We start from the raw sequence: 24,257 nt of genomic DNA, 5'->3' as shown, positions 1-24,257 counted from the left end.
GCCCCGCCCGGCCCGCCATTGAACTAGAGGCGTGCGCGTGCGCGCGAACAGAAGCCGCGTGGCGCGGCTGTTCGCCCTTGGGATCTCTCGGGTTCTCACGCCCGATCACCGTTGTTTCGGTGATGGCCCATTCTTGGTGACCGTCCGTTCCATGTCAACCCAACCGACGATCACGGAAACCATATTTAACACCTTGTGTAATATCTATCAAATCCAGCCGTAAAGTCCTGTCCGGCCAGCAACACAAACGAAAGAAAGGCGGATGCGTACTGGCACCCATGGTGCCGTTCTAGGATGCACCAACTATCCCGGCTGCAAGGTGAAAATAAGCTTATCGCGTGAGGCTTCGGTCTTCCCCAATTCGGCAGTGCAAACGGCACCGCATACCGATGCATGGCCGTCAAGGCGTCCGGGCGGCCGGGCCCTATCGCGGCGAAGTGACGCCCCCGCCTCGCTCCTGGAAGCACGCGCCGCAATCCTCCCGAATCTTCATGCTGCAGTGCAGGCACAACGCGCGGCCTGACGGTAAGCTCCTGACTTTGGGCGGGAGATTCCACGGGGGAAGGGCAAATGCGGCGCGTCGTATTCAATCAGAAGGGCGGTGTCGGGAAGTCGACCATTGTGTGCAACCTAGCGGCGATCAGCGCCAGCGAGGGCTTGCGTACCCTGGTCATCGACCTGGATGTGCAGGGAAATTCCACCCAGTATCTGCTGGGCAAGCAGGCCAGCGAGGCTACCCCGACGGTGGCGGATTTCTTCGAGACCGCGCTGACCTACAGCTTCAAGCCGGTCGAGTTCTCCTCGTTCGTGCATGCGACGCCGTTCGAGAATCTGGACGTGATGCCGGCGCATCCCGATCTCGATGCGCTGCATGGCAAGCTCGAGTCGCGCTACAAGATCTACAAGCTGCGCGATGCGTTGAACGAGCTGGATACGTACGATGCGATCTATATCGATACGCCCCCGGCGCTGAACTTCTACACCCGCTCGGCCTTGATTGCCGTCGAGCGCTGCCTGATTCCATTCGATTGCGACGACTTTTCCCGCCGTGCCCTGTATGCGCTGCTGGACAACGTGAAGGAGATCCAGCAGGACCACAATGCGGCGCTGGAAGTCGAGGGCATCGTGATCAATCAGTTTCAGCCTCGCGCCAGCCTGCCCCAGCAACTGGTCGATGAGCTGGTGAGCGAAGGTCTGCCGGTGCTGGGCTCGCGGTTGTCTTCGTCCGTGAAGATCCGCGAATCCCATCAGCACGCCAGGCCGATGATCTACCTGGACCCGCGGCACAAGCTCGCCCAGGAATACGTGGCATTGCACCGTGAGCTGGTCGGATCTATTGAAGATTGATCACCGTCAGATGCCCGTTGAGTCCTGCGGCTGCGCCGAAAGGGGAGGCGTCATTTCGTTGTTCGTACCCAGGCCTGCGCCAACACGACACAATTCTGCACAGCCTCCATCTGACGTCGTGTGAGAAATGAAACTCGCCGCGTAAGCCTTCAGTCTTGCCGCTGGACACCGCACGAGAGCGTTCTCGATTGCGCGGCGTTGCTGGCCGTCTTTCTGCTCTCGTAGTCTGCGCGAGAGACATAGCCCCTGGCGAGCCAGTAGTCCGGATAGGTGGGATCAAACGCGAGTTGAACGATCTCGTATCGGCATGACCGGCTCTTGTGCTGGAGCGCGAAGGCGATGCTGGGCGCAGCGGCGTCCATGTCTTTGTCGATCACAGTGTAGGGCGTCCTTGCACAAGCGCTGTAGGGCGTATTCCATTCAAGGGTCTTCGTTTTCACGTAGAGCTTGCCCCAGCATCCACGTCCCTGACCCTGGAATACGCCGGTAAAGGGCGCTGCCTGTGTCGTTGTCGAGCTCAGTGTCATTGCAAGCGCCAAGACGCGACAGCCGATGATTGCTTTAGCTATTATTGGACGCACGTCGTGATGTTCCGTTGGCGGATCAATGGCAATACGTAGCTGAGCTTTTCCGCGTAGCGGGCATCGCCGCCGCCGTTGTAATAGCGCGCGATGTTTGATGTAGTCCTGGGCTTCCAGCCGACGATGACCTTCTTCATCGAAGCCTTGCGATACATGAGAGTTTGCCCTGGTCGAAGAATATGTGCGCCAGGATTCAGTGCTTTCATCATCTCTATAGTGGTGCCCTGCATTCTCGCAATCCTATCGAGGTTATCGCCGGGTCTGACCTTGACCTCATAAGTTCTTCGATCAGAGTTCGGGATGCTCTTGATGGCGAAGTCGGCCAGTCGCATTAGCAGATAACCTACGCCAGCACGAATATTGTTCTTCGTGGAGGTGCTTACGCTACCTCGATTCAACACGCCGCGTAGGGCGAGCGGAAGGATCAGGTCGCCGCCCTCTTTGCCGTCAAGTAGGGCGTTCAGGCCCGGATCTCCGGGGTTACCCATCTGGATTGGATTTTGCTCCCAAAGTGGGCTACCAGCTCCCGTTTCTACCCATATCATGGCCTTTATCAAATGCCAGTCAAGCGGGAAGTAGTGTGGTTGATCTGCTAGGTGACCGTTGAACTCGTCGACCACCGATCTGATGCAGCAGTCGTGCATGTCCCATTTTTCGTTGCCTGTAGCGTTGTCGATGCCTTCCCGCCATCTATCACGACCAGCGCTAAGTTGCGTTGTTACTGCCATGCTTTCTCCCCTCAGAATGGACGGTCGATGGGATCGTATTTCCAATGAGCTGCATTTATTGCCGCCGTGTAGGTCGTACGCGAGAGGGGAGTATCGCGATGTTCGTTCTCGCGGTAAATCTGACGTGTCTTAATTCGAGGAAATCTGCGATAGCGACTCATCATTGTGGCGAAGTTGAGTGCTGACCTAGATTGGCGCTAGGTCATCCAGTAAGCCTCGAACGAACATCAGTCGGACATGATCGCAAGGCCAGCATTGGGCGCCAGTGTGGGCACAGGGTCTAGGCCAAGATGAAATTGTCGTGATCAAGAATGCCGTGCTCGCGCAAAACTTCGTCGAGGGAACTTTGCAGACGGTGGCGGCACGCTATTGGCTCTGTGCCTGCGTAACAGCACACCCACGCATGAGCGGTTTGAGCCTACATCGCCACTCCGGATGCCTTCCGCAACCTGTCGAGCAGTCGGGATTCCTGCCCATACGTCATCACGAGCTGCCGCGTGGCGCGGGTCATCGCCACGTAAAGCAGCCGGGCCTCGTCTTCTTCTGACTCGTCCTTCTCGTGGACGGCGCCCGTCGCGGGAATGCACACCAGCGGGAATTCCAGCCCCTTGCTGCTATGTATCGTCACTACCTTGACGGTGTCGGCGCTGGGCTTGAAGCGTTTGCTGATCGCCGGCGTCTCGAAAGGAATGCCCTTGCGCGAGAATGTGTCGGCAATCGTATTTCCCGCGTCGCTCCAATGGCGGTACAGCACCGCCATCTCAGCCCAGGGCGTTCCGGTGCGGTTCTCGTCGATCAGGATCTGGGCGATGCGCTCGGCTTCCGCATGAAGGCTCGGCAGTTCAATCACCAGTGGCCTGGGTCCGCTGCGCCCGGCGCCGACCGGCTGGACTGTCGGCGCCTCGTCCTCGTCGGCATCCATCGGCCGCAGCAGTTCATTGGCGAAGGCGCGCGCTACCGACAGGATTTCCTGCGTATTGCGATAGTTGACCTTGAGAATCGTGGTGCGGCCTTTGGCCTGGACCCCCACGCTGGCGAAGCTGAACTTGCGTTTCTTCGCATGCCCGTAGATGGACTGCGCATCGTCGTAGAGCACCAGCAGCGCATTGCTTTCCGGGTTGACCATCTGCACTACGAGCTTGAACCACTCCGGCCGGAAGTCATGGCCTTCGTCGATCAGGACAGCGTCATACTGGCCACCTGGAATGGTCTTTCGCTCGACGCCCTGGATCACCCGCTCGACCATTGACTCGAAAAACGCGTCCGATGATCGCCCGGCAGGACGCTCGATGTTGTAGGCGGCGAGCTGGCGCGAGCACCACGCATGGAAGTTGTAGACGTGAACTTTGTCCGCGATATCCTTCTCGGCCATGGTGGCGGCGAGTTTGGCTGCCAGCGTCTTGTTGTAGCAGAGCACGAGCACGGGTCGCGTTGCCACCTTGGCCAGATGCTCGGCACGGTAGCCGAGGATCAATGTCTTTCCCGATCCCGCCACACCGTGGATGACGCGATGGCCTTCGCCGAGGCTGCGGGCGAGTTGTTCCTGCTGCAAATCCATGACACGCAGGATGTCGGGAATATCCTGCGGCGCCAGCGCGTCTTCGGCAAACAGCCCGCGCTGCTCCGGCATGCGAATCTGCGGGAACAGGTGCCAGCGGACCCGTTCGATCTGCGGCAGCGAAAGCTTGAAGCTGAACTTGATCGGGAACATTTCCCAGAGGCGTTTCTGGAAGGCCTCCGCATCCACGCCCTCGGTCATCTCATCGCTGCAGATGACGAGGTGCGGCGCAAGTACATCGCCCAGGTTTGCCTGTTCGAACTGCGCGCGCTTGATATTCGACAGCACCACGCCGCAACCATAGGGGAAGAACGGCTTGCCCTTCAGCGAACCGCTTGGCCAAACCAGTTGCGGATCTCGCTGCAACAGATCGAGCACATAGAACATGAACTGGCGGGCCGTCTCCAGCGGGTTCATCTCGCAAACCAGTCCGCGCTCCGTGAGCAGCGTGACATCGCGCTTGTCGATCTCGCGAATGTTGTCCAGTCGCCAATCCTTGACTTCCAGCACCAGCAAGCCTCGATTCGGATGGAATACGACGAAGTCCGGATGCCGGGTCTTCTCGCCGATGGCGACGTCGTACCAGCAGAGATAGTCGTCTTCGAGCTTTGCCTCCAGCCGCTCGGCAAAGCGTTTTTCCCCGGTGGTCATGCGCGACGTGACCGATCCAAGCGCGGGAATCAGCGTGGCCATTTCTTTCTCGATTATTCTTGGCGACATTGCGTGCGCTGCGTGTGGCGGCCGAGGACCCAATCCGGCCAGGACGCACCGCGAGCGTCGGGTGGACCATTGTAGTAACAGCGCTGATGAAGCGCTTACTGTTTTGCGATATTCAGGCCTACATAATTCTGAATATCAGATATCAATTCCAATTACATCACCGGCATGAAACCCTGTCTTACCCCGGTCATCCAATTTCCCTACCGTATCGAAGCCCAATTCCCTTAAGCTCTGCGCGGAAGCAACCGACGACGTTGCTGAGCGCCAGTTCAAGCCGCCCATCCACTGCCATCCAAACCAAAGGAATCTTCGTGTCCCAGAACTTCATCCGCCTGGCATGGCTGCTCCCCGCCTTCCTCACGGCCTGCGGCGGAGACGGCGGCACGGCGGAGCCGGGTGCTGCCATCCAGTCCATTTCGTCGGCCAACGCGGTCGCGACCAATACAGCCTCGCCTTCGTCGCAGACGCCGGCCACCGGCCACTGGATGCCAGTCGCCACCGATACCTGGCAACTGCAACTCACCGGCACCATCAACACAAGCTACCCGGCGCAGGTCTACGACCTCGACCTCTTCGACACGCCGCAGGCCACCATCGACGCGCTCAAGGCGCAGGGCAGGCGCGTGGTCTGCTATTTCTCGGCGGGCAGCTCGGAGAACTGGCGGCCGGATTTCAAGCAGTTCGCGGCGGCGGACATGGGCAAGGCCCTGTCGGGCTGGGCGGGCGAGAAGTGGCTGGATACGCGTTCGGCCAACGTGCGCAGGATCATGCAGGCGCGCATGGATCTGGCGCGCGCGAAGGGCTGCGATGGCGTGGACCCGGACAACGTGGATGGCTATACCAACAAGCCGGGCTTTCCGCTGACGGCGGCGACGCAGCTGGACTACAACCGTTTCCTGGCCGCCGAGGCGCATGCGCGCGGGCTGGCGGCGGGCCTGAAGAACGACGTGGACCAGGTGGCGTCGCTGGCCACCGATTTCGATTTCGCGGTGAACGAGCAGTGCTTCCAGTACAAGGAGTGCGCGAGCTATGCGCCGTTGACGGCGCAGGGCAAGGCGGTGTTCAACGTGGAGTACGCGGCGAAGTACAAGGACGCGGCCACGCGCGCCGCGCTGTGCGCGTCGGCCCGGGCGGCGCATCTGCGCACGCTGGTGCTGCCGCTGGACCTGAACGATGCGTTCCGCTACGCCTGTGACTGAAGCGCCTGCGCGCGCGTCGTCGTTGTCCTACACGCGCTTTCAGCCTGGCTGACAGAGCGCGCGGCCGGCGGCTCCTATAGTGAAATGCGCACGCGCGGATGCCGCGTGCGCATTGCATTCGTCCGTATTGCATTCGCCTGGCTCGCCGCCGCGCGCGGCGGGCTTGCCGTCCGTCTTTTGCAGGGAGCCCATCATGCCTTTGCAGCGCTTGCCGGTCTTGTCCTTGTGCCTGTTGACGGCGGCCGTCCTGGCCGCCTGCGGCGAGTCCGCCACCTTGCCGGTGTCCGCCGGCACCGGCGCGAATCCGCAGTTGCCGCCGCCCAACAAGACCATGCTGCCGACGGTGAACATCGCCCCGGCCAAGGGCTGGGCGGATGGCACGAAGCCGGCCGCGGCGCCGGGCATGGCCACGGTGGCGTTCGCCGACAAGCTCGATCATCCGCGCTGGCTCTATGTGCTGCCGAATGGCGATGTGCTGGTGGCGGAGTCCAACGCGCCGCCCAAGCCCGACGATGCCAAGGGCATCCGCGGCTGGGTGATGAAGCAGGTGATGAAGCGCGCCGGCGCGGGCGTGCCGAGCGCCAATCGCATCACGCTGCTGCGCGATACCGATGGTGACGGCGTGGCCGACGCGCGCTCGGTGTTTCTCAAGGACCTGAATTCGCCGTTCGGCATGGTGCTGGTCGGCAACGATTTCTATGTGGCCGACACGGACGCCGTGCTGCGCTTCCCGTACCAGCAGGGCCAGACCGAGATCACCGCGCCCGGCGCCAGGGTGGTGGACCTGCCGGCAGGCCCGATCAACCATCACTGGACCAAGAACGTCATCGCCAGCCCGGACGGCAGCAAGCTTTACGTCACCGTCGGCTCCAACAGCAACGCGGGCGAGAACGGCATCGACAAGGAAGAAGGCCGCGCCGCCATCTGGGAAGTGGATCCGAAGACTGGCGCGCACCGCGTGTTCGCCAGCGGCCTGCGCAATCCCAACGGCATGGCGTGGGAGCCGGTCAGCGGCGCGCTGTGGACCTCGGTGAACGAGCGCGACGAGATCGGCAGCGACCTCGTGCCGGACTACATCACCTCGGTAAAGGACGGCGCGTTCTACGGCTGGCCGTTCAGCTACTACGGCCAGCACGTGGACGCGCGCGTGCAGCCGCCACGGCCGGAGATGGTGGCCAGGGCGATCCCGCCCGACTACGCGGTCGGCCCGCACACAGCCTCGCTGGGCATGGCCTCGTCGGTGGGCAATACGCTGCCGGCGCCGTTCAAGGACGGCATGTTCGTCAGCCAGCATGGCTCGTGGAACCGCAAGCCGCACAGCGGCTACAAGGTGATCTTCGTGCCGTTCTCGGCCGGCAAGCCGGCGGGCGTGCCGGTCGATGTGCTGACCGGCTTCCTCAGCGGCGATGGCGACGCGCAGGGCCGGCCGGTGGGCGTGGCCATCGACAAGGGCGGCGCGCTGCTGGTGGCGGACGACGTGGGCAATATCGTGTGGCGCGTGTCCACCGCCAGGTAGCCGGCGGCCGCGGGGTGGCCGGCTACCGGTTCACGCCCATCTGCCCGAGCAGCGTGAGGTTGTCTTCCAGGTGCCAGTCCCGACGATCTTGCCGTTGGCCACGCGGTACAGGTCGAAGGCCTGGAAGCCGATCCGGCCTCAGGCAGGTGTGATGTAGCCGCCAGCGGCGGCGGCGCCGATGACCTTGTCCAGCGCTTCGATGAATGCCATGGCGGCCGCGCCGTCGGGCCGGCCGCGGCGCCGGTGCAGCGCCGCCGTGCGGGTAAAGCCGGGGTGCGCCACCGGCGCATGCGCCAGCCCGGCCAGCCCCGCGCTGCGGCGCGCGCCGGCGATGTGCAGCGCCAGCGGGCTGGCGATGGTGAACAGGCGCCCGCCCGGCACGGCGCGCAGCAGCGCTTCCACGCTCGGCCCTTCCAGCCGTGGCCGCAGGCTGTAGCCCCCGGCCTGCGCCGCTGCGTCGATCTGGCGGCGCATGGCGAAGCGCTCGGGCAGCAGCGCCAGCGGCAGCGTGGCGAGCTGCGCCAGCGTGATGCCGCCCGGCGCTTCGGGCAGCTTGCCCGCCGCGGCGATCAGCGCCAGCGTCTCGGAGAACAGCGGCACCAGCGCGATGCGCTTGGGCGCCTCGCGCGCGAAGGCCAGGCCCAGGTCGATCTGGCCGTCGAGCAGGGCGCGGTCGACCTCGCCGGCGGCGAACTCGAAGACCTGCACGTCGAGCGCGGGATGCGCGTCGAGCAGCGCCTGCGCGGCCGGCATCACCAGCGCGGAAAGATAAGTATGGATGGCGCCCACGCGCAGCGTGCCCTCGACCGCGCCGCGCGGCGAGGCGGCCGCGGCAATCACCTGTTCGAGCTGGTCCAGCACCGGCTCCAGCGAAAGCACCAGTTGCCGCCCGGCTTCGGTGAGTTCGAGGTGGCGGCCCACGCGCCCGAACAGCGGCACGCCCAGGCTCTGCGCGAACGCGCGCAGGTGCTGCGACAGCGCCGGTTGCGTCAGCCCGAGCGAATCGGCCGCCGCGGTCACGCTGCCATGGCGGGCTACCGCCATGAAGCTGCGTACCAGGCGCAGGTCCGGCGTGGCGGGCGTGGCGGTGGGTCGCATAAGCTGTCGTGATGAATTGAAAATCGATTCATCATTTTACAGAACATGCCGCGGCTGGTGGAATACGGGGCAACAGGAAAACAAAAGGAGACCGCCATGACCATCCGCTTCCGTCCGTCCGCGTTCGCCGCCATCGCGCTGGCCGCGCTGTCGCTCGCCTCCGCCGCCCGCGCCGACTGGCCCGACCGCCCGATCAAGCTGGTGGTGCCCTACGCGCCCGGCGCCACCACGGATTCGCTGGCCCGCCTGGTCGGCAAGGAGCTGCAATTGCGGCTCAAGCAATCGGTGGTGGTGGAGAACCGCCCCGGCGCCGGCGGCACCATCGGCAGCGACTACGTCAGCAAGGCGCCCGCCGACGGCTACACGCTGCTGCTCGGCGCGGTCGGGCCGATCTCGGTGGGCAAGGCGCTGTATCCGACGCTGCCCTACGACCCGGCCAAGGACCTCGCCGGCGTGGGCCTGATCGGCACGGTGCCGTTCATCCTGGTGGGCGGCACGCGCGGCCAGCGCTTCGACTCGGTGCCGGCGCTGCTGCGCGCCGCCAGCGCGGCGCCGGACACCATCGCCTACGGCTCGGCCGGCAACGGCACGCCGCAGCACATCATCGGCGCGATGTTCGCGCAGGCCACCGGCGCGAAGCTGCTGCACTCGCCGTACAAGGGCTCGGGCTCGGCCATCAACGACCTGCTCGGCGGCCAGATCGCGCTGATGTTCGACAGCCCGGTGCTGCTGCTGCAGCACATCAAAGCCGGCACCGTGGTGCCGCTGGCGCAGACCGGCGCGCAGCGCTCGGCCCTGTTGCCCAACGTGCCGACCATGCGCGAGCAGGGCGTGCGCGGTTTCGACGCGGCGCCGTGGTACGGCATCATGGCGCCGGCCAAGGTGCCCGCCGACGTCCTCGCGCGGCTGAACCGCGAGCTCAACGCCGTGCTGGCCGACAAGCCCGTGCAGGAGCACCTGCTCGCGCTCGGCGTGGAGGCCCGCCCGCTCGACGCGGCCGGTTTCCGCCAGTTCCTGGCGCAGGCCCAGGCGAGCTGGACGCGCACCGTCACCGCCGCCGCGGTCAAGGCGGACTGACCATGCCGCACCTGATCGTGGAGACCACGCGGCAACTGGCCGGCCGCATCGATTTTCCCGGCGTCTTTGCCGGCCTGCACCGCGAGATGGCGGCGCTGGGCTACGCGCGCCTGGAGGATTTCAAGAGCCGCGTGCTGGTGGCGCAGGCCGGGCTGGTCGGCGGCGACCCCGCCACCGGCTTCGTGGTGGCGCACCTCGTGATGACCAATGCGCGCCCGGAAGCGATGCAGGCCGCGATGGCCGACCTGGTGCTGGCGCGCCTGGCGGCGTGCGTGGAGCAGGCCGCGCCCGCGGGCGAGGTGCAGGTATGCGTGCTGCACCGGCAGGCTGCGCCGGGCACGTACCGGAAGACGCTGGTGGCGGGCTAGCCCTGCGCGGCGTCGAGCTCGCGCCACGCCAGGTACAGCCGCGTGTCGAACTCGAGCTGGTGGTAGGCCGGCTCCATGTATTCGCAGAGCCGGTAGAACGCCTTGTTGTGATCGCTTTCCTTCAGGTGCGCCAGCTCGTGCACGACGATCATGCGCAGGAATTCCGGCGGCGCCTCCTTGAACACCGAGGCCACGCGGATTTCCTTCTTGGCCTTGAGCTTGCCGCCCTGCACGCGCGAGACCGCGGTATGCAGGCCGAGCGCGCGGTGCACGGTGTCGATCTTGGCGTCGAAGGCCACCTTGTGCAGCGGCGGCGCGCTGCGCAGGAATGCCTGCTTCAGCTCGCCGGCATAGTCATATAGCGCGCGGTCGGTCTGCACGGTGTGCCGCGCGGGATACTTCCTGGCCAGATGCTCGCCGAGGCGGTTGGCGGCGACCAATTGGCGCACCTGCTCGAGCACGTCCGGCGGATACCCGCCGAGAAAGCGCAGCGGGTCCTTGGCGCCGGGGTGCCAGGTATTGCCGGCGAAAGCGCCGGCGAAAGCGGGGCTGCTGGCCTGGCTCACCGGGGCTCAGTGATGATGATGGTGGTGGTGGTGATGAGCGATCTCGCCGGTGCTGACGAAGGTTTGCACGGCGTCCTGCTCGCCGGTGGCGTGGCGCATCAGCTCGCCGCACTTGCACCAGCCCTGGTAAGGCTGGATATGCGCACACGCCGACGCCTTCTGCAGAAACAGCGTGACGGGCTTGGTGCACTTGTGGCACTTGAAGGTGAGGGTGCGGGCGGGTTTGCTCATGCTGCGGCTGGAATCCTGGCTTGTGACGGATGGCGGCGCGGGAGGCCCATGGCGGCACCCCGGAGGGGCAGGAACGGGCCGCGCCGGCAAAGGCAAGATGATACATGGCGTGCCGGCGCGCCGTTTGCAAGGGCGCCGCCGCCAGCGGCGCGCCGGCATGCGTGCAAGCGGCGTGATCGGGCAGGGCGTTTTGCTACACTGCCGCCATTCCCATACACACTTCCCGGATTCGCATGGCACAGTACGTTTTCACGATGAACCGCGTGGGCAAGATCGTTCCGCCCAAGCGCCACATCCTCAAGGACATCTCGCTGTCCTTCTTCCCGGGCGCCAAGATCGGCGTGCTGGGCCTGAACGGCTCCGGCAAGTCGACGCTGCTCAAGATCATGGCCGGCATCGACAAAGAGATCGAGGGCGAAGCCACGCCCATGCCGAACCTGAACATCGGCTACCTGCCGCAGGAACCGCAGCTCGATCCCGAGCAGACCGTGCGCGAATCGGTGGAAGCGGCGCTGGGCGGCGTGTTCGAGGCGCGCAAGAAGCTCGACGAGATCTACGCTGCCTACGCCGAGCCCGACGCGGACTTCGACGCGCTGGCCGCCGAGCAGGCCAAGTACGAGGCGATCCTCGCCGCCAGCGACGGCAACAACGCCGAGCTGCAACTGGAGATCGCCGCCGACGCGCTGCGCCTGCCGGCATGGGACGCCAAGGTCGGCAACCTGTCCGGCGGCGAGAAGCGCCGCGTGGCGCTGTGCCGCCTGCTGCTGTCGCGCCCCGACATGCTGCTGCTCGACGAACCGACCAACCACCTGGACGCCGAATCGGTGGACTGGCTGGAACAGTTCCTCACGCGCTTCCCGGGCACCGTGGTGGCCGTGACCCACGACCGCTACTTCCTCGACAACGCCGCCGAATGGATCCTGGAACTGGACCGCGGCCACGGCATTCCGTGGAAGGGCAACTACAGCTCCTGGCTGGACCAGAAGGAAGCGCGCCTGAAGCAGGAAGAGTCGACCGAATCGGCGCGCCAGAAGGCGCTGAACAAGGAACTGGAGTGGGTGCGCCAGAACCCCAAGGGCCGCCAGGCCAAGTCCAAGGCGCGCCTGGCCCGCTTCGACGAGCTGAACAGCCAGGAATACCAGAAGCGCAACGAAACCCAGGAAATCTTCATCCCGGTGGGCGAGCGCCTGGGCAACGAAGTGATCGAGTTCGACGGCGTGAGCAAGGCTTACGGCGACCGCCTGCTGATCGACAACCTCAGCTTCAAGGTGCCGCCCGGCGCCATCGTCGGCATCATCGGCCCGAACGGCGCCGGTAAATCGACCTTCTTCCGCATGCTGACCGGCAAGGAACAGCCGGACAGCGGCGAGATCAAGGTCGGCCCGACCGTCAAGCTGGCCTACGTGGACCAGAGCCGCGACGCGCTCGACGGCAGCAAGACCGTGTTCGAGGAAGTCTCGGGCGGCGCCGACGTGCTGACCGTGGGCCGCTACGAAACGCCGTCGCGCGCCTACATCGGCCGCTTCAACTTCAAGGGCTCGGACCAGCAGAAGCACGTGGGCACGCTGTCGGGCGGCGAACGCGGCCGCCTGCACCTGGCCAAGACGCTGATCGCCGGCGGCAACGTGCTGCTGCTCGACGAACCGTCCAACGACCTCGACGTGGAAACCCTGCGCGCGCTCGAAGACGCGCTGCTGGAATTCGCCGGCTGCGTGATGGTGATCTCCCACGACCGCTGGTTCCTGGACCGCATCGCCACCCACATCCTGGCCTTCGAGGGCGAGTCGCACGTGGAGTTCTTCCCGGGCAACTACCAGGAATACGAAGCCGACAAGAAGCGCCGCCTGGGCGAGGAAGGCGCCAAGCCCAAGCGCATCCGCTACAAGCCGATCGCGCGCTGAGACCGGCGTCTCGAAGGGACGGTTTGCTCCCCTCTACACCATGAAAGGCGAGAGGGGAGAACACAGAGCGGCAAGCCGACGTTGTCGGCAACCAAGGGCCTCGCATCGCGAGGCCTTTTTTTCTTCACCTGCCGCGCTATTTCCTCACCAGCCGCAGCCGCGTGATCTCTGACGGCGCGCCGAACCGCTTCGGCGGCCCCCAGTAGCCGGTACCCCGGCTCACGTACACCCACATCGCCTCATGCCGCTTCAGCCCGGCGACATACGGCTGCTGCATCGGCACGAACAAGGTCCACGGCCAGAACTGGCCGCCATGCGTATGCCCGGATAGCTGCAAGTCGAAGCCGGCGGCCGACGCGGCCGGCGCGGTGCGCGGCTGGTGCGCCAGCAGCACGCGCGCCGCCGCCGCCGGCGGTGCGCCCTCGAGCGCGCGCGTGGGGTCGCTGCGGTGGCTTTCGTCGAAGCGGTGGGCGGTGTAGTCGGTCACGCCGGCCAGCACCAGCGCGTCTTCGTCCTGCCCGATCACCACGTGCTCGTTCATCAGCACGCGCACGCCCAGCCGGCGCAGCTCGGCGATCCACGGATCGGCGCCGGCGTAGTACTCGTGGTTGCCGGTGACGAAGTAGGTGCCGTGGCGCGCCTGCAAGCTGCCCAGCGGTGCGGTATGGTGCGCCAGCTCGCGCACGGTGCCGTCGACCAGGTCGCCGGTGATGGCGATGGCGTCCGGCTTGAGCCCGTTGACGCGCGCCACGATGCGCTCCAGGTAGGGGCGCTTGATGGTGGGGCCGACGTGGATGTCGCTGATCTGCACGATGGTGAAATCGTGCAGCGCGTCGGGCAGCCCGGCGATGGGCACTTCCACCTCCACCACCCGCGCCAGCCGGCGCGCGTTGAAGAAGCCCAGCGCGGTGACCACCAGCGCCAGCAGCGGCACCGCCGCGGCCGTGCGCGGCAGCAGCCAGGCCGGGTGCCAGCCCGCGATGGCGCTGCCCAGCAGCGCCACGTCGCGCGCCAGCGTCAGCACCAGCAGGGAAGAGAAGAAGCCCATCGCCAGCATGCCCACCCAGGTGAGCGCGTCGGACCAGGGCTGGTCCAGGCGCCGCGCCAGCAGGCCGGCGGGAATCAGCGGCCAGGACACGGCCAGCCAGGCCACCGCCAGCGCCTTGAGCGCGAAGGCGACCGGCAGGTCGGGCAGCAGCCGCACGCCGATATAGATATGAAGCAGGCCGACCACGAGGGCGGCCACGAAAACGGTGGTGCGAGGGGGCATGCCACCTCCAGGGAGTTTGAGGCGGATCCGGCGCATGCCGGGTCCGGCGGGCGCGCGGCGGGGCCCTCTTGCCGCGCCGCGCGCGAATCCCGTAGCTGAGGCTGGCCCGGCGCGGATTCAAGAGCGCGCCGCGAATTGTTCACATGGCACGGGCGGCGCTGCCGCTCGGTGCGCCCCGGCGCACCCTCAGCGCGCCGACCAGTTCCCGCTGCGCACGCCCAGCGCGGTCACCACGCCGTAGGCGCTGATGCCCAGCGCCACGCCCAGGAAATGCCCGTCCAGCCCCATGCCGCCCGCGGTGGCCAGCAGCCAGCCGCCGCCGGCGGCCAGCGCGATGCGCGCGGCGCCCGCGGCCATCGGCCAGCGCATGCGGCCCGCGCCCATCGAGGCGAAGTACAGCGCCATGCCCAGGCCGAAGCCGCCGAACGCGGGCGCCACCCAGGACAAGGCGCGCGCCGCGACGCTGGCGACCTCGGCATCCTTGGTGAAGAAGCCGGCGAACGCGGCCGGCGCCAGCCCCACCGCCGCGCCCACCGTGCCGGCCACCGCCAGCGCCAGCAAGGCGCCGGCCCACGCCGTGCGGCGCGCGGTCGGCCAGTCGCCGGCGCCCACCGCGCCGCCCACCAGCGCGGTCAGCGCGGAGCCCACGCCGAAGGCCAGCGGAATCATCAGGAATTCGAGCCGCGCCGAAATGCCGTAGGCGGCCACCGCCGCCGTGCCGTAGTGGCGCAGCTGCGTGGTCACCAGGATGGTGGTGAGGTTGGCCACCGAGGCCAGCAGGCATGCCACCAGCCCCACCGACAGGATGCGCGCGAACAGCGCGCGCGAAGGGCGCACGCGCAGCGTGGGCACGAAACCCGCGCCGCCGCGCAGCACCACCGCGGCCATCGCCAGCGCCGCCGCCCACGACACCGCGGCCAGCGCCGCGCCGATGCCGGCCAGGCCCATGCCGAGCGGCTCGGCCAGCGTCCAGGCCAGCGGCGGGAAGGCGATCCACATCAGCGCCAGCACGCGCGCGGCCAGCGCGTGGCGGCCGCCGCCGCGCAGCACGGACGCCAGCGTATTGGCCAGCCATGCCGGCACCGCGCCGGCGCCGAACAGCCAGACCGCATAGAGGGCGGCTGCCTCGGCGGCGGACTGGCCCGCCACCGCGCCGAGGATGCCGCGCGGAAAGCCGGCCAGCGCCACCGCGAACGCCAGCCCCGCGGTGAGCGCGATGATGAGCGCGTGCAGCACCAGCGAAGACGCCTCGTCGCGCCGGCCCGCGCCGAGCGCCCGCGCGATGGCGGACACCACGCCGCCGCCCATGGCGCCGGTGGACATCTGCTGGAGCAGCAGCGCGAACGGCAGCACCACCGCCCAGCCGGCCAGCGCCGCCGTGCCCTGGCGCGCGGCCAGCCAGGTTTCGATCAGTTGCGCGCTGGCCTGGAGGAAGGCAATCAGGCTGGTGGGCGCGGCCAGCGCCAGGATGCGGCGCGTCAGCTCGCGCATGGGCGGCTGGGCGAAGGCGGTGCCGGTGTCGGGGGCGCCTGCGGCGACGAGCGCGGCGCCGGCTAGCGGATTGGCGCCCGGCTCACGCATGGCCGGCCCTGGCCCCGCTGGCAAAGCGGATGTGTTCCATGGTCTCGTTCTCCTCCTCCGTGCGGCCCGCGGATCGGTCGGCTTGTGCGCGCCGGCGCCGCCGTGGCGGGGCTTGGCGGCTTTCTTCTGTCTTGTGCGGCGGGCCGGTGTTTTCCCGCGGTGTTTTCCCGGCATCTTAGCTTGCAACCCGATGGCTCGCTGAGCGCGCGCCCGCCCCCGGGGCGTCACGCGGCGGGCCTGCCGGCCTGGCCGGCGAACACGTCCAGCGCCGGGATGCGTTCGCGCAGGAAGTCGATCAGCGCGCGCGTGGCCATCGACGGATGCAGGTTGGGCGTGGTGATGATGTACAGGCGGTCGCCCAGGCCCTCGGCGTGCCATTCGGGCAGCACGCGCACCATGCGGCCGGCGCGCACGTCGTCCCAGCCGGCATAGGCCGGCAGCAGGCCCACGCCGTGGCCGTCGCGCACCGCGCGCATCAGGAAGGGGAAATGCTCGGACTGCAGGTAGGGCGCCAGCGCCACCTGCTCGCGCTGCTCGCCGCGGTCCAGCGTGAGCACGAAGCGCCGCGCCGGGTAGGGCGGGCACAGGAACTGGCAGCGCGCCAGGTCGGCCGGCGCGTGCAGCGGCCCGGTGCGCGCCAGGTAGCCGGGCGAGGCGAACAGCTGCCAGTCGATCGCGCAGATGTCGCGCGCCACGTAATCCTGCTGCGCCCGCGAGGTGACCCTGAGCGCCACGTCGATCTCGGCGGCGATCAGGTCCACCACGCGGTTGGCGAAGAACACGCGCAGCGTGATGCCGGGATGCTCGCCGGCGAATTCCAGCAGCAGCGGCGCGATGAAGGTATCGCCGAGGCCGGAGGGCACGCTCAGGCGCACGTGCCCGCGCAGCGTCTTGCCCAGGCTGTCGATCTCGGCCTGCGCCAGCGCCACCTCCTGCAGGATGCGCAGGCCGTGCTGGTAGAGCGAGCGGCCCGGCTCGGTCAGCTCCAGCCGGCGCGTGGTCCGGCGCAGCAGCTGGGCGCCGGCCTGCTGCTCCAGCTCGCGCAGCTGGCGGCTGACCTGCGAGCGCGTGACGTCGCGCCGGCGGCCGGCCTCGGACAAATTGCCGGCCTCGACGATGTCGACGAAGGCCTGGATCAGGTTGAGGTCCATCCGGGATTCCCTGGGGGATTGTCACTTGTAGCGCAACATTGTGAGTCGGCTATCGGGAATTGTCGATGCCGTGTGGCAGGACTACAGTGTGTGCTCCCCCGCCGGACTGGCATGCGCGGGGCCAGACAGGAGACAACGATGTTCAAGGACGATCTTTTCGCCGGCCGGCGCGTGCTGGTCACCGGCGGCGGCACCGGGCTGGGCCTGGCCATGGCCGAGCGCCTGGCCGGGCTGGGCGCCGAGCTGCACCTGTGCGGGCGCCGCCTGCCGGTGCTGGACGAGGCCGCCGGGATGCTGCGCGGCCGCCACGGCGCCAAGGTGGCGACGCACGCGGTGGACATCCGCGACGCCGCCGCCGTGGACGCCATGATGGAGACCATCTGGAGCGAGCACGGCCCGCTCGACTGCCTGGTCAACAACGCCGCCGGCAACTTCATCAGCCGCACCGAGGATCTCTCGCCCAACGGCTTCCACGCGATTTCCGACATCGTCTTCCGCGGCACCTTCTACGCCACCCAGGCGGCCGGCAAGCGCTGGATCCGCGACGGCCACCCGGGCTCGGTGCTGTCGATCGTGGTGACCTGGGTCTGGACCGGTTCGCCGTTCGTGGTGCCGTCGGCCATGTCCAAGGCCGGCGTGGACGCCATGACCAAGTCGCTGGCGGTGCAGTGGGGCCGCCACGGCATCCGCTGCAACGCCATCGCGCCGGGCGTGATCCCGACCGAAGGCGCCGGCTCGCGCCTGCGTCCGCAGGATTCGCAGCAGGACCAGCTCAGCGCGCAGAATCCCACCGGCCGCCTCGGCCAGCCGCAGGACATCGGCAACCTGGCCGCCTTCCTGCTGGCGCCGGACAATACCTGGATCAACGGGCAGACCATCGCGCTGGACGGCGGCGACCATCTTGCCAACGGCGCCTATTTCACCCAGTACCTGGACTGGGGCGACGCCGAATGGCAGGCCGCGCGCGAACGCATCGCCGCCCGGAACGCCGCCGACCGCGCCGGCCGCACGGTCAATGCGCCCGCGTCCTCTGCCGCCGGAGCCGACTGATGGCCGCCGATCTCTGGTTCGAAGACAGCCGCCGCAGCGGCGACGCGCTGCTCGGGCGCGGCGCGCGCCTGGCCGGCGGCCTGCGCGCGCTGGGCGTGGGCGAAGGCGACGTGGTCGCCGTGCTGCTGCGCAACGATCCGGCCTTTGCCGACATCGTGCATGCCTGCCGCATCGCCGGCACCTACTACTGCCCCATCAACTGGCACTTCACCGCCGAGGAAATCCGCTTCCTGCTGGCCGACAGCGGCGCGCGCGCGCTGATCGTCCATGCCGGCCTGCTCGACGGCGTGCGCGCCGTGGTGCCGGCCGGCTTGCCGGTGCTGGCCGTCGCCGAAGCCGGCGCGCCCGCGCCCGCCGGCGCCATCGACTACGACAGCTGGCTCGCCGCGCAGCCGCCCTACGACGGCCCGCGCGTGGCGCCGCGCGGCCACATGGCCTACACCTCCGGCACCACCGGCCGCCCCAAGGGCGTGCTGCGCGCGCCGATTCCGCTGGAGCGGCTCGACGCGCAGCTTGAGCGCATGCGCTCGGTGGTGGCCCAGACCATGGGCATCGTGCCCGGCTGCCGCGCGCTGATGGCCGCGCCGCTGTACCACAGCGCGCCCGGCGTGTTCATCCAGAATGCGCTGCAGATGGGCGAGCGGCTGGTGCTGTGCGCGCGTTTCGATCCGGAGCAGGTGCTGGCGCTGGTGGAACGGCACCGCATCGACGTGCTGTATCTGGTGCCCATCATGTACGTGCGCATGCTCAAGGTGCCGCCCGAGGTGCGCGCGCGCTACGACCTGTCGTCGCTGCGCTTCGTCGCGTCCACCGGCGCGCCGTGCGCGCCCGAGGTCAAGCGCGCCATGCTGGAATGGTTCGGCCCGGTCATCCACGAGACCTACGCTTCCAGCGAGGCCGGCATGATCACCGTGGCCACGCCCGCCGACGCCGCCGCGCGGCCCGGCACCGCCGGCCGCGCGGTCGACGACGGCGAGGTGCGCATCCTCGACGAGCGGGGCTCGCCCTGCGCGCCCGGCGAGATCGGCCTGGTCTACGTGCGCCAGCCGGCCTATCCCGACTTCACCTACCGCAACAACGAAGCGGCCCGCCGCGCCATCGACCGCGACGGACTGGTCAGCCTCGGCGACATGGGCTACCTGGACGCGGACGGCTACCTGTTCATCTGCGACCGCGCCTCCGACATGGTGATCTCCGGCGGCGTGAACATCTACCCGGCCGAGATCGAGCACGAACTGGTGCGCTACCCCGGCGTGGCCGACTGCGTGGTATTCGGCGTGCCCGACGACGAATACGGCGAGCGCCTGCTGGCCATGGTGCAGCCGGTGCCGGGCGCCGTCCTGGAGGAGGGCGCCGTCATCGAATGGCTGCGCCAGCGCCTGTCCGGCTTCAAGGTACCGCGCACCATCGTGGTGGAGGCGCAACTGCCGCGCGACGACACCGGCAAGCTGGCCAAGCGCCGCCTGCGCGACAAATATTGGGAGGGCCGCGCGCGCCGCGTGTGAGCGGCGGCGGCACGCCTGCCGGCGGCGCAAGCCGGCGAACCGCAAGGCAAACCATAAGAAAGAAGGAGACAACCAAATGCAACGCTGGATTTCCACATGGCGCGCCGTGCTCGGCGCGGGCGCGCTGGCCTGCGCGCAGCTCGCCGCGGCGGGCGCCTTTCCCGACCGGCCGGTCAAGCTGGTGGTGCCGTACACGCCCGGCGGCTCGGCCGACCAACTCGCGCGCGCGCTGGCCGACGGCATGGGCCGCGAGCTCAAGCAGCCGGTGGTGGTGGAGAACCGCCCCGGCGCCAACACCATGATCGCCGCCACCAGCGTGGCGCGCGCCGCCGCCGACGGCTACACCGTGCTGCTGGCCAGCAACGCCAGCATGGTGCTCAACCCCTTGCTCTACAAGAAGGTCGGCTACGACGCCCGGCGCGACTTCAAGGTGATCTCGGTCGCCGCCGAGATCCCGCTGGTGGTGGTGACCAACACCCAGGTGCCGGCCGCCAACGTGCGCGAGTTCGCCGGCTACGCCAAGGCCAACGCCGGCAAGCTCAACTACGCCTCGGTCGGCCTGGGCAACCCGCTGCAGCTGGCCACCGAGATGCTCAAGACCGAGCTCGGCATCGACCTCACCCACGTGCCCTACAACGGCAGCGCGCCCGCGCTGGCGGCGCTGCTGGCCAACGACGTGCAACTGATGATCGACGTGGTCAGCACCTCGCTGCCGCACATCAAGGCCGGCAAGCTCAAGGCGCTGGCGGTCACCAGCAAGGAGCGCCTGGAGGTGCTGCCCGACGTGCCCACCGTGGCCGAGAGCGGCCATCCCAGCTACCAGGCCGCCACGTGGTTCGGCCTGGCGGTGCCGGCGCAGACCCCGCCCGAGGCCGTCGCGCGCCTGCAGGCCGCCGCCGCCAAGGCCACCGGCGACGCGCAGTTCCGCCAGACCTTCGCCGCGCTCGGGCTGGTGATCCAGCGCCCGCGCGACAGCGCCGAGCTGCAGCGCTACGTGGACGCGGACCGCGCGCGCTGGGGTGCGGTGATCCAGGCCAACCACATCTCGCTCGACTGAAGCGCGCCGGCGGCAGGGGCGCCGGCGACTGACCCGGCACGGCGAACGGCGTATAGTGCCGTGACGCCGTGACGTGTCCGGCCCACCGGGCTGCCCGCGGCATTTCTCCGCCTGTGCCGTTCCATGAAAGACGCCGAGACCGACCCGCGCTCCGAAGCACCACCGCCATCGCCTCCGGGTCCCGCGCCGGACTCAGGCTCCAGCCCCGACCCCGGCGCGCCGCAGGACATCCGGCGCGAAGCCGGCGCCCAGACCCGGGCGCAGGCGCGCGCCGCTGCCGAGCATGAGCGCCTGCGCGCGCTGCGCCGCCGCGCGCGCGTGGCCGCCGGGCGCAAGTCGCGCCAGATGTGGCGCATCTCCCGCACCACCCTGCGCTATGCCGTGTTCATGTGCGGCGCCGGCGGCGTGGCGCTGTTCTCCCTGGTCTTCGCGTGGATCGCCGAACTGGCGCTGAACTGGAACCAGCGGGTCACCGCCGCCACGCCATGGCTGGCGTTCGTGCTGCTGCCGCTGGGCCTGGCCGCGCTGCGCTGGCTGACCCTGCGGCTGGCGCCGCAGGCGCGCGGCAGCGGCATCCCGCAGGTGATCGCTTCGTTCGGGCTGCCGCCGGCGGGTCCGGCGCAGACGCTGCTGGTGTCGTTGCGCCAGTCGATGTGGAAGGTGCTGCTGACCACGGGCGGCCTGCTCGCGGGCGCTTCCATCGGCCGCGAAGGGCCGTCGGTGCAGGTCGGCGCGGCCGCCATGCTCAGTTGGGGACGCTGGTGCCAGGAGCGCCTGCATTTCCGCATCGGTTTCCATCCCAACGCGCTGATCGCCGCGGGCGCCGCCGGCGGCCTGGCGGCGGCCTTCAACACGCCGCTGGCCGGGGTGGTGTTCGCCATCGAGGAACTCGGCCGCGGCACCACCGTGCGCTGGGACCGGCTGGTGTTGTCGGGCGTGCTGACGGCGGGCTTCCTGTCGCTGGCGATTTTCGGCAACAACCCGTACTTCGCCGTCAAGACGCCGATCCTCGCGCTGCACGACGCGTGGGGCCCGGTGCTGCTGGCCGCGCTGTTCAACGGCGCGCTCGGCGGCCTGTTCGCCAAGGCCCTGATCGGCGGCATGCCGGCGCTGCTGCCGGCGCGCCTGCGGGCGTGGCCGCTCGACCACCCGGTGCTGGCCGCCCTGCTGTGCGGGCTGGTGGCGGCGGCGATCGGCGTGGCCAGCGGCGGCGCCACCTTCGGCACCGGCTACGCGCAGGCCAGCCACCTGATCAACGGCGAGTCGGCGCCGACGCTGTGGTTCGGCGTGGCGAAGCTGGCGGCCACGGTGGTGTCGTATTTCGCCGGCATTCCCGGCGGCATCTTCACGCCCTGCCTGGCCATCGGCGCGGGCATCGGCGCGGCGCTCGAGCACGTGGTGGCCTTCCTGTCCATTCCGCTCACCGAGCCGCGCGTGCTGGCGCTGGTGTCGATGGCCGCCTTCCTGGCCGGCGCCACCCAGGCGCCGATCACCGCCAGCGTGATCGTGATGGAAATGACGCGCTCGCAGGATCTCACCGTGTTCCTGCTGGCCGCGGCGCTGCTGTCCTCGTTCGTGGCGCGCCAGTTCTGCCCGAACCCGTTCTATCACCACGTCGCCCACGCGTTCCGCCGCGAAGCGCTCGCCGCCACGCGCAAAGTGCCCCCGGCCACATAAGCGGCGCGCCAGACATGGTGCCCGCCGCCGCTTTGCCTTACCATTGGCGGCGCCCGGGGCCACGGTCCCGGCGCCGTGTACCGGCGGCACACGACGATCCGCGCCGGCACCAGGAACCGGGGAGCACAGATGGCCACGCAACGACCGTCCGGCAGCGACGGCGCCCAGCGCGCATCGGGTACATCACGCGCAACGCGCCCATCGCGCCCGCAGCCGCCCAGGCCACCGGCCAGGGAAAGCACCGCCGTGCGCGATCTCGGGCCCGACACGGTCTGGCACACGCGCGGCCTGCATGGCCATGCCCGGCCGCGCGCGCCGCTGCCGCGCGGCGCGCGCTCCCCGCGGCGGCAGCTGCCGCCCAGCCGCGTGCCGCGCCTGCTGCTGTGGGGCCTGCTGCTGGTGCTGCTGGCCGTGCTGGCCAACGCGGTGCTCCGTATGACGCAATAGCCTCCGGCGGAACCACGCGCGCGGGGGGCGCTCCAATCCGCAGCTTTTCTCAGGAGTCTGGATGAAATACCCCCTCGCCGGGCTGGCCGCCGCCAGCCTGCTGCTGCTCTCGCCGCTGGCCGGCGCCGCGGCCAAGGATGGCGCCGACAAGTTCGCGCCGATGCTGGACAGCCTGGAAATCGGCAGCCCGCTGCCGGACCTGCCCGATTGCGCCGACAAGCGCACCCCCGATGGCCGCGACGTGACCGCCCTGTGCGTGGAAGTGCGCGGCGACGGCGTCATGCGCCAGGTCGGCGTGCCGCGCGACAAGCGCCCCGCCTTCATGGACGGCCCGCATGTGGTGGCCTTCGTCGACCGCAGCGCGCTGGTCGGCCTGATCGTGCCCACCGACGGCATCCGCTCCGAGCAGGCCGCCGTGGACAGCCTCACCGCGCGCTACGGCAAGCCGTTCCGCTCCGAGCAGGTCGACATGAAGGACAAGGCCGGCAAGCCCGTCAAGAGCGTGCACGCCGGCTGGACCAGGCGGCCGCTGACGGTGGAGCTGTATGCCATTCCCGAAGACCCGAACACCGGCACGGTGGAACTGCTGCTGCCGCAGGCGCGCCTGCTGATGGCCAACCAGGACGCGGCGATGGCGCAGCAGCTCAAGCCCCAGGAAGCCGCTTCCGCGGCAAAGGGCGCGCCTGCCGGGAAGGCGGGGGACAAGAAGAACTGGTAAGGCGGCCGGGCCGCCCTGCGGCCCGGGTTTGCGCATCAACGCCTCGAAGCTTCAAAGAAAGCCTCAAAGCCTCAAAGCCCCTCCATCACCTTGTCCAGCCCGCGCACCAGGCCGCGCAGCCCGCTCACCTTGCGGATTGCCAGCAGCGCGCCCGAGACATAGGGCCTGGAGCCGTCGCCGGCCTCGTGCTTGAGGTGCAGGCGCTGGCCATCCGAGCCGAAGATCACTTCCACGCCGAGCTGGTAGCCGGGCAGGCGCACCGCGTGCACCTGGCTGCCGGACAGCGTGGCGCCGCGTGTTTCCTTCGGGCCCTTCACCTGGTCGACCGGCACCACCTGTCTGGCCTCGCGGATCTGGCCGAGGCGGTAGGCCAGTTCGCGCACGGTGCCGGAGGGTACGTCGATCTTGCCGGCCTTGGCATAGTCGATGATCTCCCAGTGCTCCAGGTGGCGCGCGGCCATCTCGGCGAATTTCTGCAGCAGCACCACGGTGATGGCGAAGTTGCCGCAGGCCAGCACGCCCCGCCCGGCCTGGCGCGCGGCGGCGTCGATCTCCTCGTAGTCCTGGTCGGACAGCCCCGAGGTGCCCACCACCACGTGCGCGCCCTTGGCCAGCGCTTGCAGGATGTTGCGCTTGGCCACGTCGGGCCTGGTGTACTCCACGTAGACGTCGAAGCTGCCCGCGGCCAGCTCGTCGATGCTGGCCACCGCCACGCCGGGCGTGCCCTTGTGCGCGGTCAGTGCGGCCAGCGTCTGGCCGGCCGCGCCGCGCGACAGGCCGGCCACCAGCGTCATGTCGTCGGCGTGCGCCACGCCGCGCGCCAGTTCGCCGCCGGCCCAGCCGGTCACGCCGCCCACGGCGACTCGGATGCGATTGCTCATCGTGCTGTTCTCCTGAGGTGGATTTGCGGT

The 24,257-nt window shown here is 68.6% G+C and carries 22 protein-coding genes; 12 read left to right on the top strand and 10 right to left on the bottom strand.

Translation table 11 applies throughout. The features are described 5' to 3' along the window. Positions 1 to 570 precede the first annotated feature (570 nt). Positions 571 to 1,347 carry a ParA family protein gene (locus tag ACKI2N_RS17645; RefSeq protein ID WP_420994413.1) on the top strand — a complete coding sequence of 259 codons (777 nt, stop codon included), beginning with the start codon at positions 571 to 573 and terminating at the stop codon, positions 1,345 to 1,347. 149 nt (positions 1,348 to 1,496) lie between these two features. Here ACKI2N_RS17645 and ACKI2N_RS17640 read toward each other — a convergent pair whose 3' ends face one another. From ACKI2N_RS17640 to ACKI2N_RS17630, 3 genes are all read right to left on the bottom strand, one after another. After that, complete coding sequence (locus ACKI2N_RS17640; RefSeq protein WP_420994412.1) at positions 1,497 to 1,874, bottom strand: hypothetical protein; 378 nt, start codon at positions 1,872 to 1,874, stop codon at positions 1,497 to 1,499. 41 nt (positions 1,875 to 1,915) lie between these two features. Continuing rightward, positions 1,916 to 2,656: a LysM peptidoglycan-binding domain-containing protein gene (locus tag ACKI2N_RS17635; RefSeq protein ID WP_420994411.1), complete on the bottom strand. Its 741-nt coding sequence runs from the start codon at positions 2,654 to 2,656 to the stop codon at positions 1,916 to 1,918. A gap of 418 nt (positions 2,657 to 3,074) precedes the next feature. Then, the gene (locus ACKI2N_RS17630; protein ID WP_420994410.1) at positions 3,075 to 4,907 is read right to left on the bottom strand and encodes a DEAD/DEAH box helicase; all 1,833 of its coding nucleotides are present in this window, start codon (positions 4,905 to 4,907) and stop codon (positions 3,075 to 3,077) included. 440 nt (positions 4,908 to 5,347) lie between these two features. Between ACKI2N_RS17630 and ACKI2N_RS17625 the strand changes: the two genes are divergently transcribed. Continuing rightward, the gene (locus ACKI2N_RS17625; RefSeq protein WP_420994507.1) at positions 5,348 to 6,133 is read left to right on the top strand and encodes an endo alpha-1,4 polygalactosaminidase; all 786 of its coding nucleotides are present in this window, start codon (positions 5,348 to 5,350) and stop codon (positions 6,131 to 6,133) included. Between the two features lie 193 nt (positions 6,134 to 6,326). After that, positions 6,327 to 7,649: a PQQ-dependent sugar dehydrogenase gene (locus tag ACKI2N_RS17620; protein WP_420994409.1), complete on the top strand. Its 1,323-nt coding sequence runs from the start codon at positions 6,327 to 6,329 to the stop codon at positions 7,647 to 7,649. Positions 7,650 to 7,787: 138 nt separating this feature from the next. Here the strand turns inward: ACKI2N_RS17620 and ACKI2N_RS17615 are convergent, their stop codons facing one another. Continuing rightward, positions 7,788 to 8,747 (bottom strand): LysR family transcriptional regulator, encoded by a 960-nt coding sequence (locus tag ACKI2N_RS17615; RefSeq protein WP_420994408.1) that lies wholly within the window; start codon positions 8,745 to 8,747, stop codon positions 7,788 to 7,790. A gap of 96 nt (positions 8,748 to 8,843) precedes the next feature. Between ACKI2N_RS17615 and ACKI2N_RS17610 the strand changes: the two genes are divergently transcribed. Together ACKI2N_RS17610 and ACKI2N_RS17605 are read left to right on the top strand one after the other, a co-directional pair. Beyond that, on the top strand, positions 8,844 to 9,824 hold the full coding sequence (locus tag ACKI2N_RS17610) for a tripartite tricarboxylate transporter substrate binding protein (protein ID WP_420994407.1): 981 nt from the start codon (positions 8,844 to 8,846) through the stop codon (positions 9,822 to 9,824). 2 nt (positions 9,825 to 9,826) lie between these two features. Then, positions 9,827 to 10,192, top strand: coding sequence for a hypothetical protein (locus ACKI2N_RS17605; protein ID WP_420994406.1), 366 nt, complete (start codon positions 9,827 to 9,829; stop codon positions 10,190 to 10,192). Here the strand turns inward: ACKI2N_RS17605 and ACKI2N_RS17600 are convergent. Then, complete coding sequence (locus ACKI2N_RS17600; RefSeq protein ID WP_420994506.1) at positions 10,189 to 10,683, bottom strand: M48 family metallopeptidase; 495 nt, start codon at positions 10,681 to 10,683, stop codon at positions 10,189 to 10,191. The genes ACKI2N_RS17605 and ACKI2N_RS17600 overlap by 4 nt on opposite strands. A gap of 81 nt (positions 10,684 to 10,764) precedes the next feature. Continuing rightward, positions 10,765 to 10,989: a hypothetical protein gene (locus ACKI2N_RS17595; RefSeq protein ID WP_420994405.1), complete on the bottom strand. Its 225-nt coding sequence runs from the start codon at positions 10,987 to 10,989 to the stop codon at positions 10,765 to 10,767. Positions 10,990 to 11,222: 233 nt separating this feature from the next. Between ACKI2N_RS17595 and ettA the strand changes: the two genes are divergently transcribed. Then, positions 11,223 to 12,890: an energy-dependent translational throttle protein EttA gene (gene ettA, locus ACKI2N_RS17590; protein WP_420994404.1), complete on the top strand. Its 1,668-nt coding sequence runs from the start codon at positions 11,223 to 11,225 to the stop codon at positions 12,888 to 12,890. Positions 12,891 to 13,026: 136 nt separating this feature from the next. Here the strand turns inward: ettA and ACKI2N_RS17585 are convergent, their stop codons facing one another. The 3 genes from ACKI2N_RS17585 to ACKI2N_RS17575 all read right to left on the bottom strand — a co-directional run bounded on the left by ACKI2N_RS17585 (position 13,027) and on the right by ACKI2N_RS17575 (position 16,892). Next, complete coding sequence (locus ACKI2N_RS17585) at positions 13,027 to 14,160, bottom strand: metallophosphoesterase (protein WP_420994403.1); 1,134 nt, start codon at positions 14,158 to 14,160, stop codon at positions 13,027 to 13,029. A gap of 186 nt (positions 14,161 to 14,346) precedes the next feature. Beyond that, a complete protein-coding gene (locus ACKI2N_RS17580; RefSeq protein WP_420994505.1) occupies positions 14,347 to 15,651 on the bottom strand; it encodes an MATE family efflux transporter in 1,305 nt (434 codons plus the stop codon). A gap of 314 nt (positions 15,652 to 15,965) precedes the next feature. Further along, on the bottom strand, positions 15,966 to 16,892 hold the full coding sequence (locus ACKI2N_RS17575) for a LysR substrate-binding domain-containing protein (protein ID WP_420994402.1): 927 nt from the start codon (positions 16,890 to 16,892) through the stop codon (positions 15,966 to 15,968). Between the two features lie 138 nt (positions 16,893 to 17,030). Here ACKI2N_RS17575 and ACKI2N_RS17570 point away from each other — a divergent pair, with 138 nt between their 5' ends. The 6 genes from ACKI2N_RS17570 to ACKI2N_RS17545 all read left to right on the top strand — a co-directional run bounded on the left by ACKI2N_RS17570 (position 17,031) and on the right by ACKI2N_RS17545 (position 23,346). Next, positions 17,031 to 17,942, top strand: coding sequence for an SDR family oxidoreductase (locus tag ACKI2N_RS17570; protein ID WP_420994401.1), 912 nt, complete (start codon positions 17,031 to 17,033; stop codon positions 17,940 to 17,942). Continuing rightward, positions 17,942 to 19,447: an acyl-CoA synthetase gene (locus ACKI2N_RS17565; protein ID WP_420994400.1), complete on the top strand. Its 1,506-nt coding sequence runs from the start codon at positions 17,942 to 17,944 to the stop codon at positions 19,445 to 19,447. The genes ACKI2N_RS17570 and ACKI2N_RS17565 overlap by 1 nt, the downstream gene beginning before the upstream one ends. A 76-nt stretch (positions 19,448 to 19,523) precedes the next feature. Next, complete coding sequence (locus ACKI2N_RS17560; protein ID WP_420994399.1) at positions 19,524 to 20,504, top strand: Bug family tripartite tricarboxylate transporter substrate binding protein; 981 nt, start codon at positions 19,524 to 19,526, stop codon at positions 20,502 to 20,504. 123 nt (positions 20,505 to 20,627) lie between these two features. Beyond that, complete coding sequence (locus tag ACKI2N_RS17555) at positions 20,628 to 22,181, top strand: chloride channel protein (RefSeq protein WP_420994398.1); 1,554 nt, start codon at positions 20,628 to 20,630, stop codon at positions 22,179 to 22,181. A gap of 246 nt (positions 22,182 to 22,427) precedes the next feature. Further along, positions 22,428 to 22,628 carry a hypothetical protein gene (locus ACKI2N_RS17550; protein WP_426990055.1) on the top strand — a complete coding sequence of 67 codons (201 nt, stop codon included), beginning with the start codon at positions 22,428 to 22,430 and terminating at the stop codon, positions 22,626 to 22,628. 61 nt (positions 22,629 to 22,689) lie between these two features. Then, a complete protein-coding gene (locus ACKI2N_RS17545) occupies positions 22,690 to 23,346 on the top strand; it encodes a hypothetical protein (RefSeq protein WP_420994397.1) in 657 nt (218 codons plus the stop codon). 71 nt (positions 23,347 to 23,417) lie between these two features. On the opposite strand, the gene dapB is transcribed toward ACKI2N_RS17545, so the two are convergent. Continuing rightward, entirely contained in the window at positions 23,418 to 24,227 is an 810-nt protein-coding gene (dapB, locus tag ACKI2N_RS17540) for a 4-hydroxy-tetrahydrodipicolinate reductase (RefSeq protein WP_420994396.1), read from the bottom strand. Positions 24,228 to 24,257: the final 30 nt, after the last annotated feature.

Source organism: Cupriavidus sp. 30B13, assembly GCF_049059565.2.
Lineage (GTDB): Bacteria > Pseudomonadota > Gammaproteobacteria > Burkholderiales > Burkholderiaceae > Cupriavidus.
Note: the sequence above shows the minus strand (reverse complement) of the source record. Positions and strands in the feature narration are given on the sequence as shown.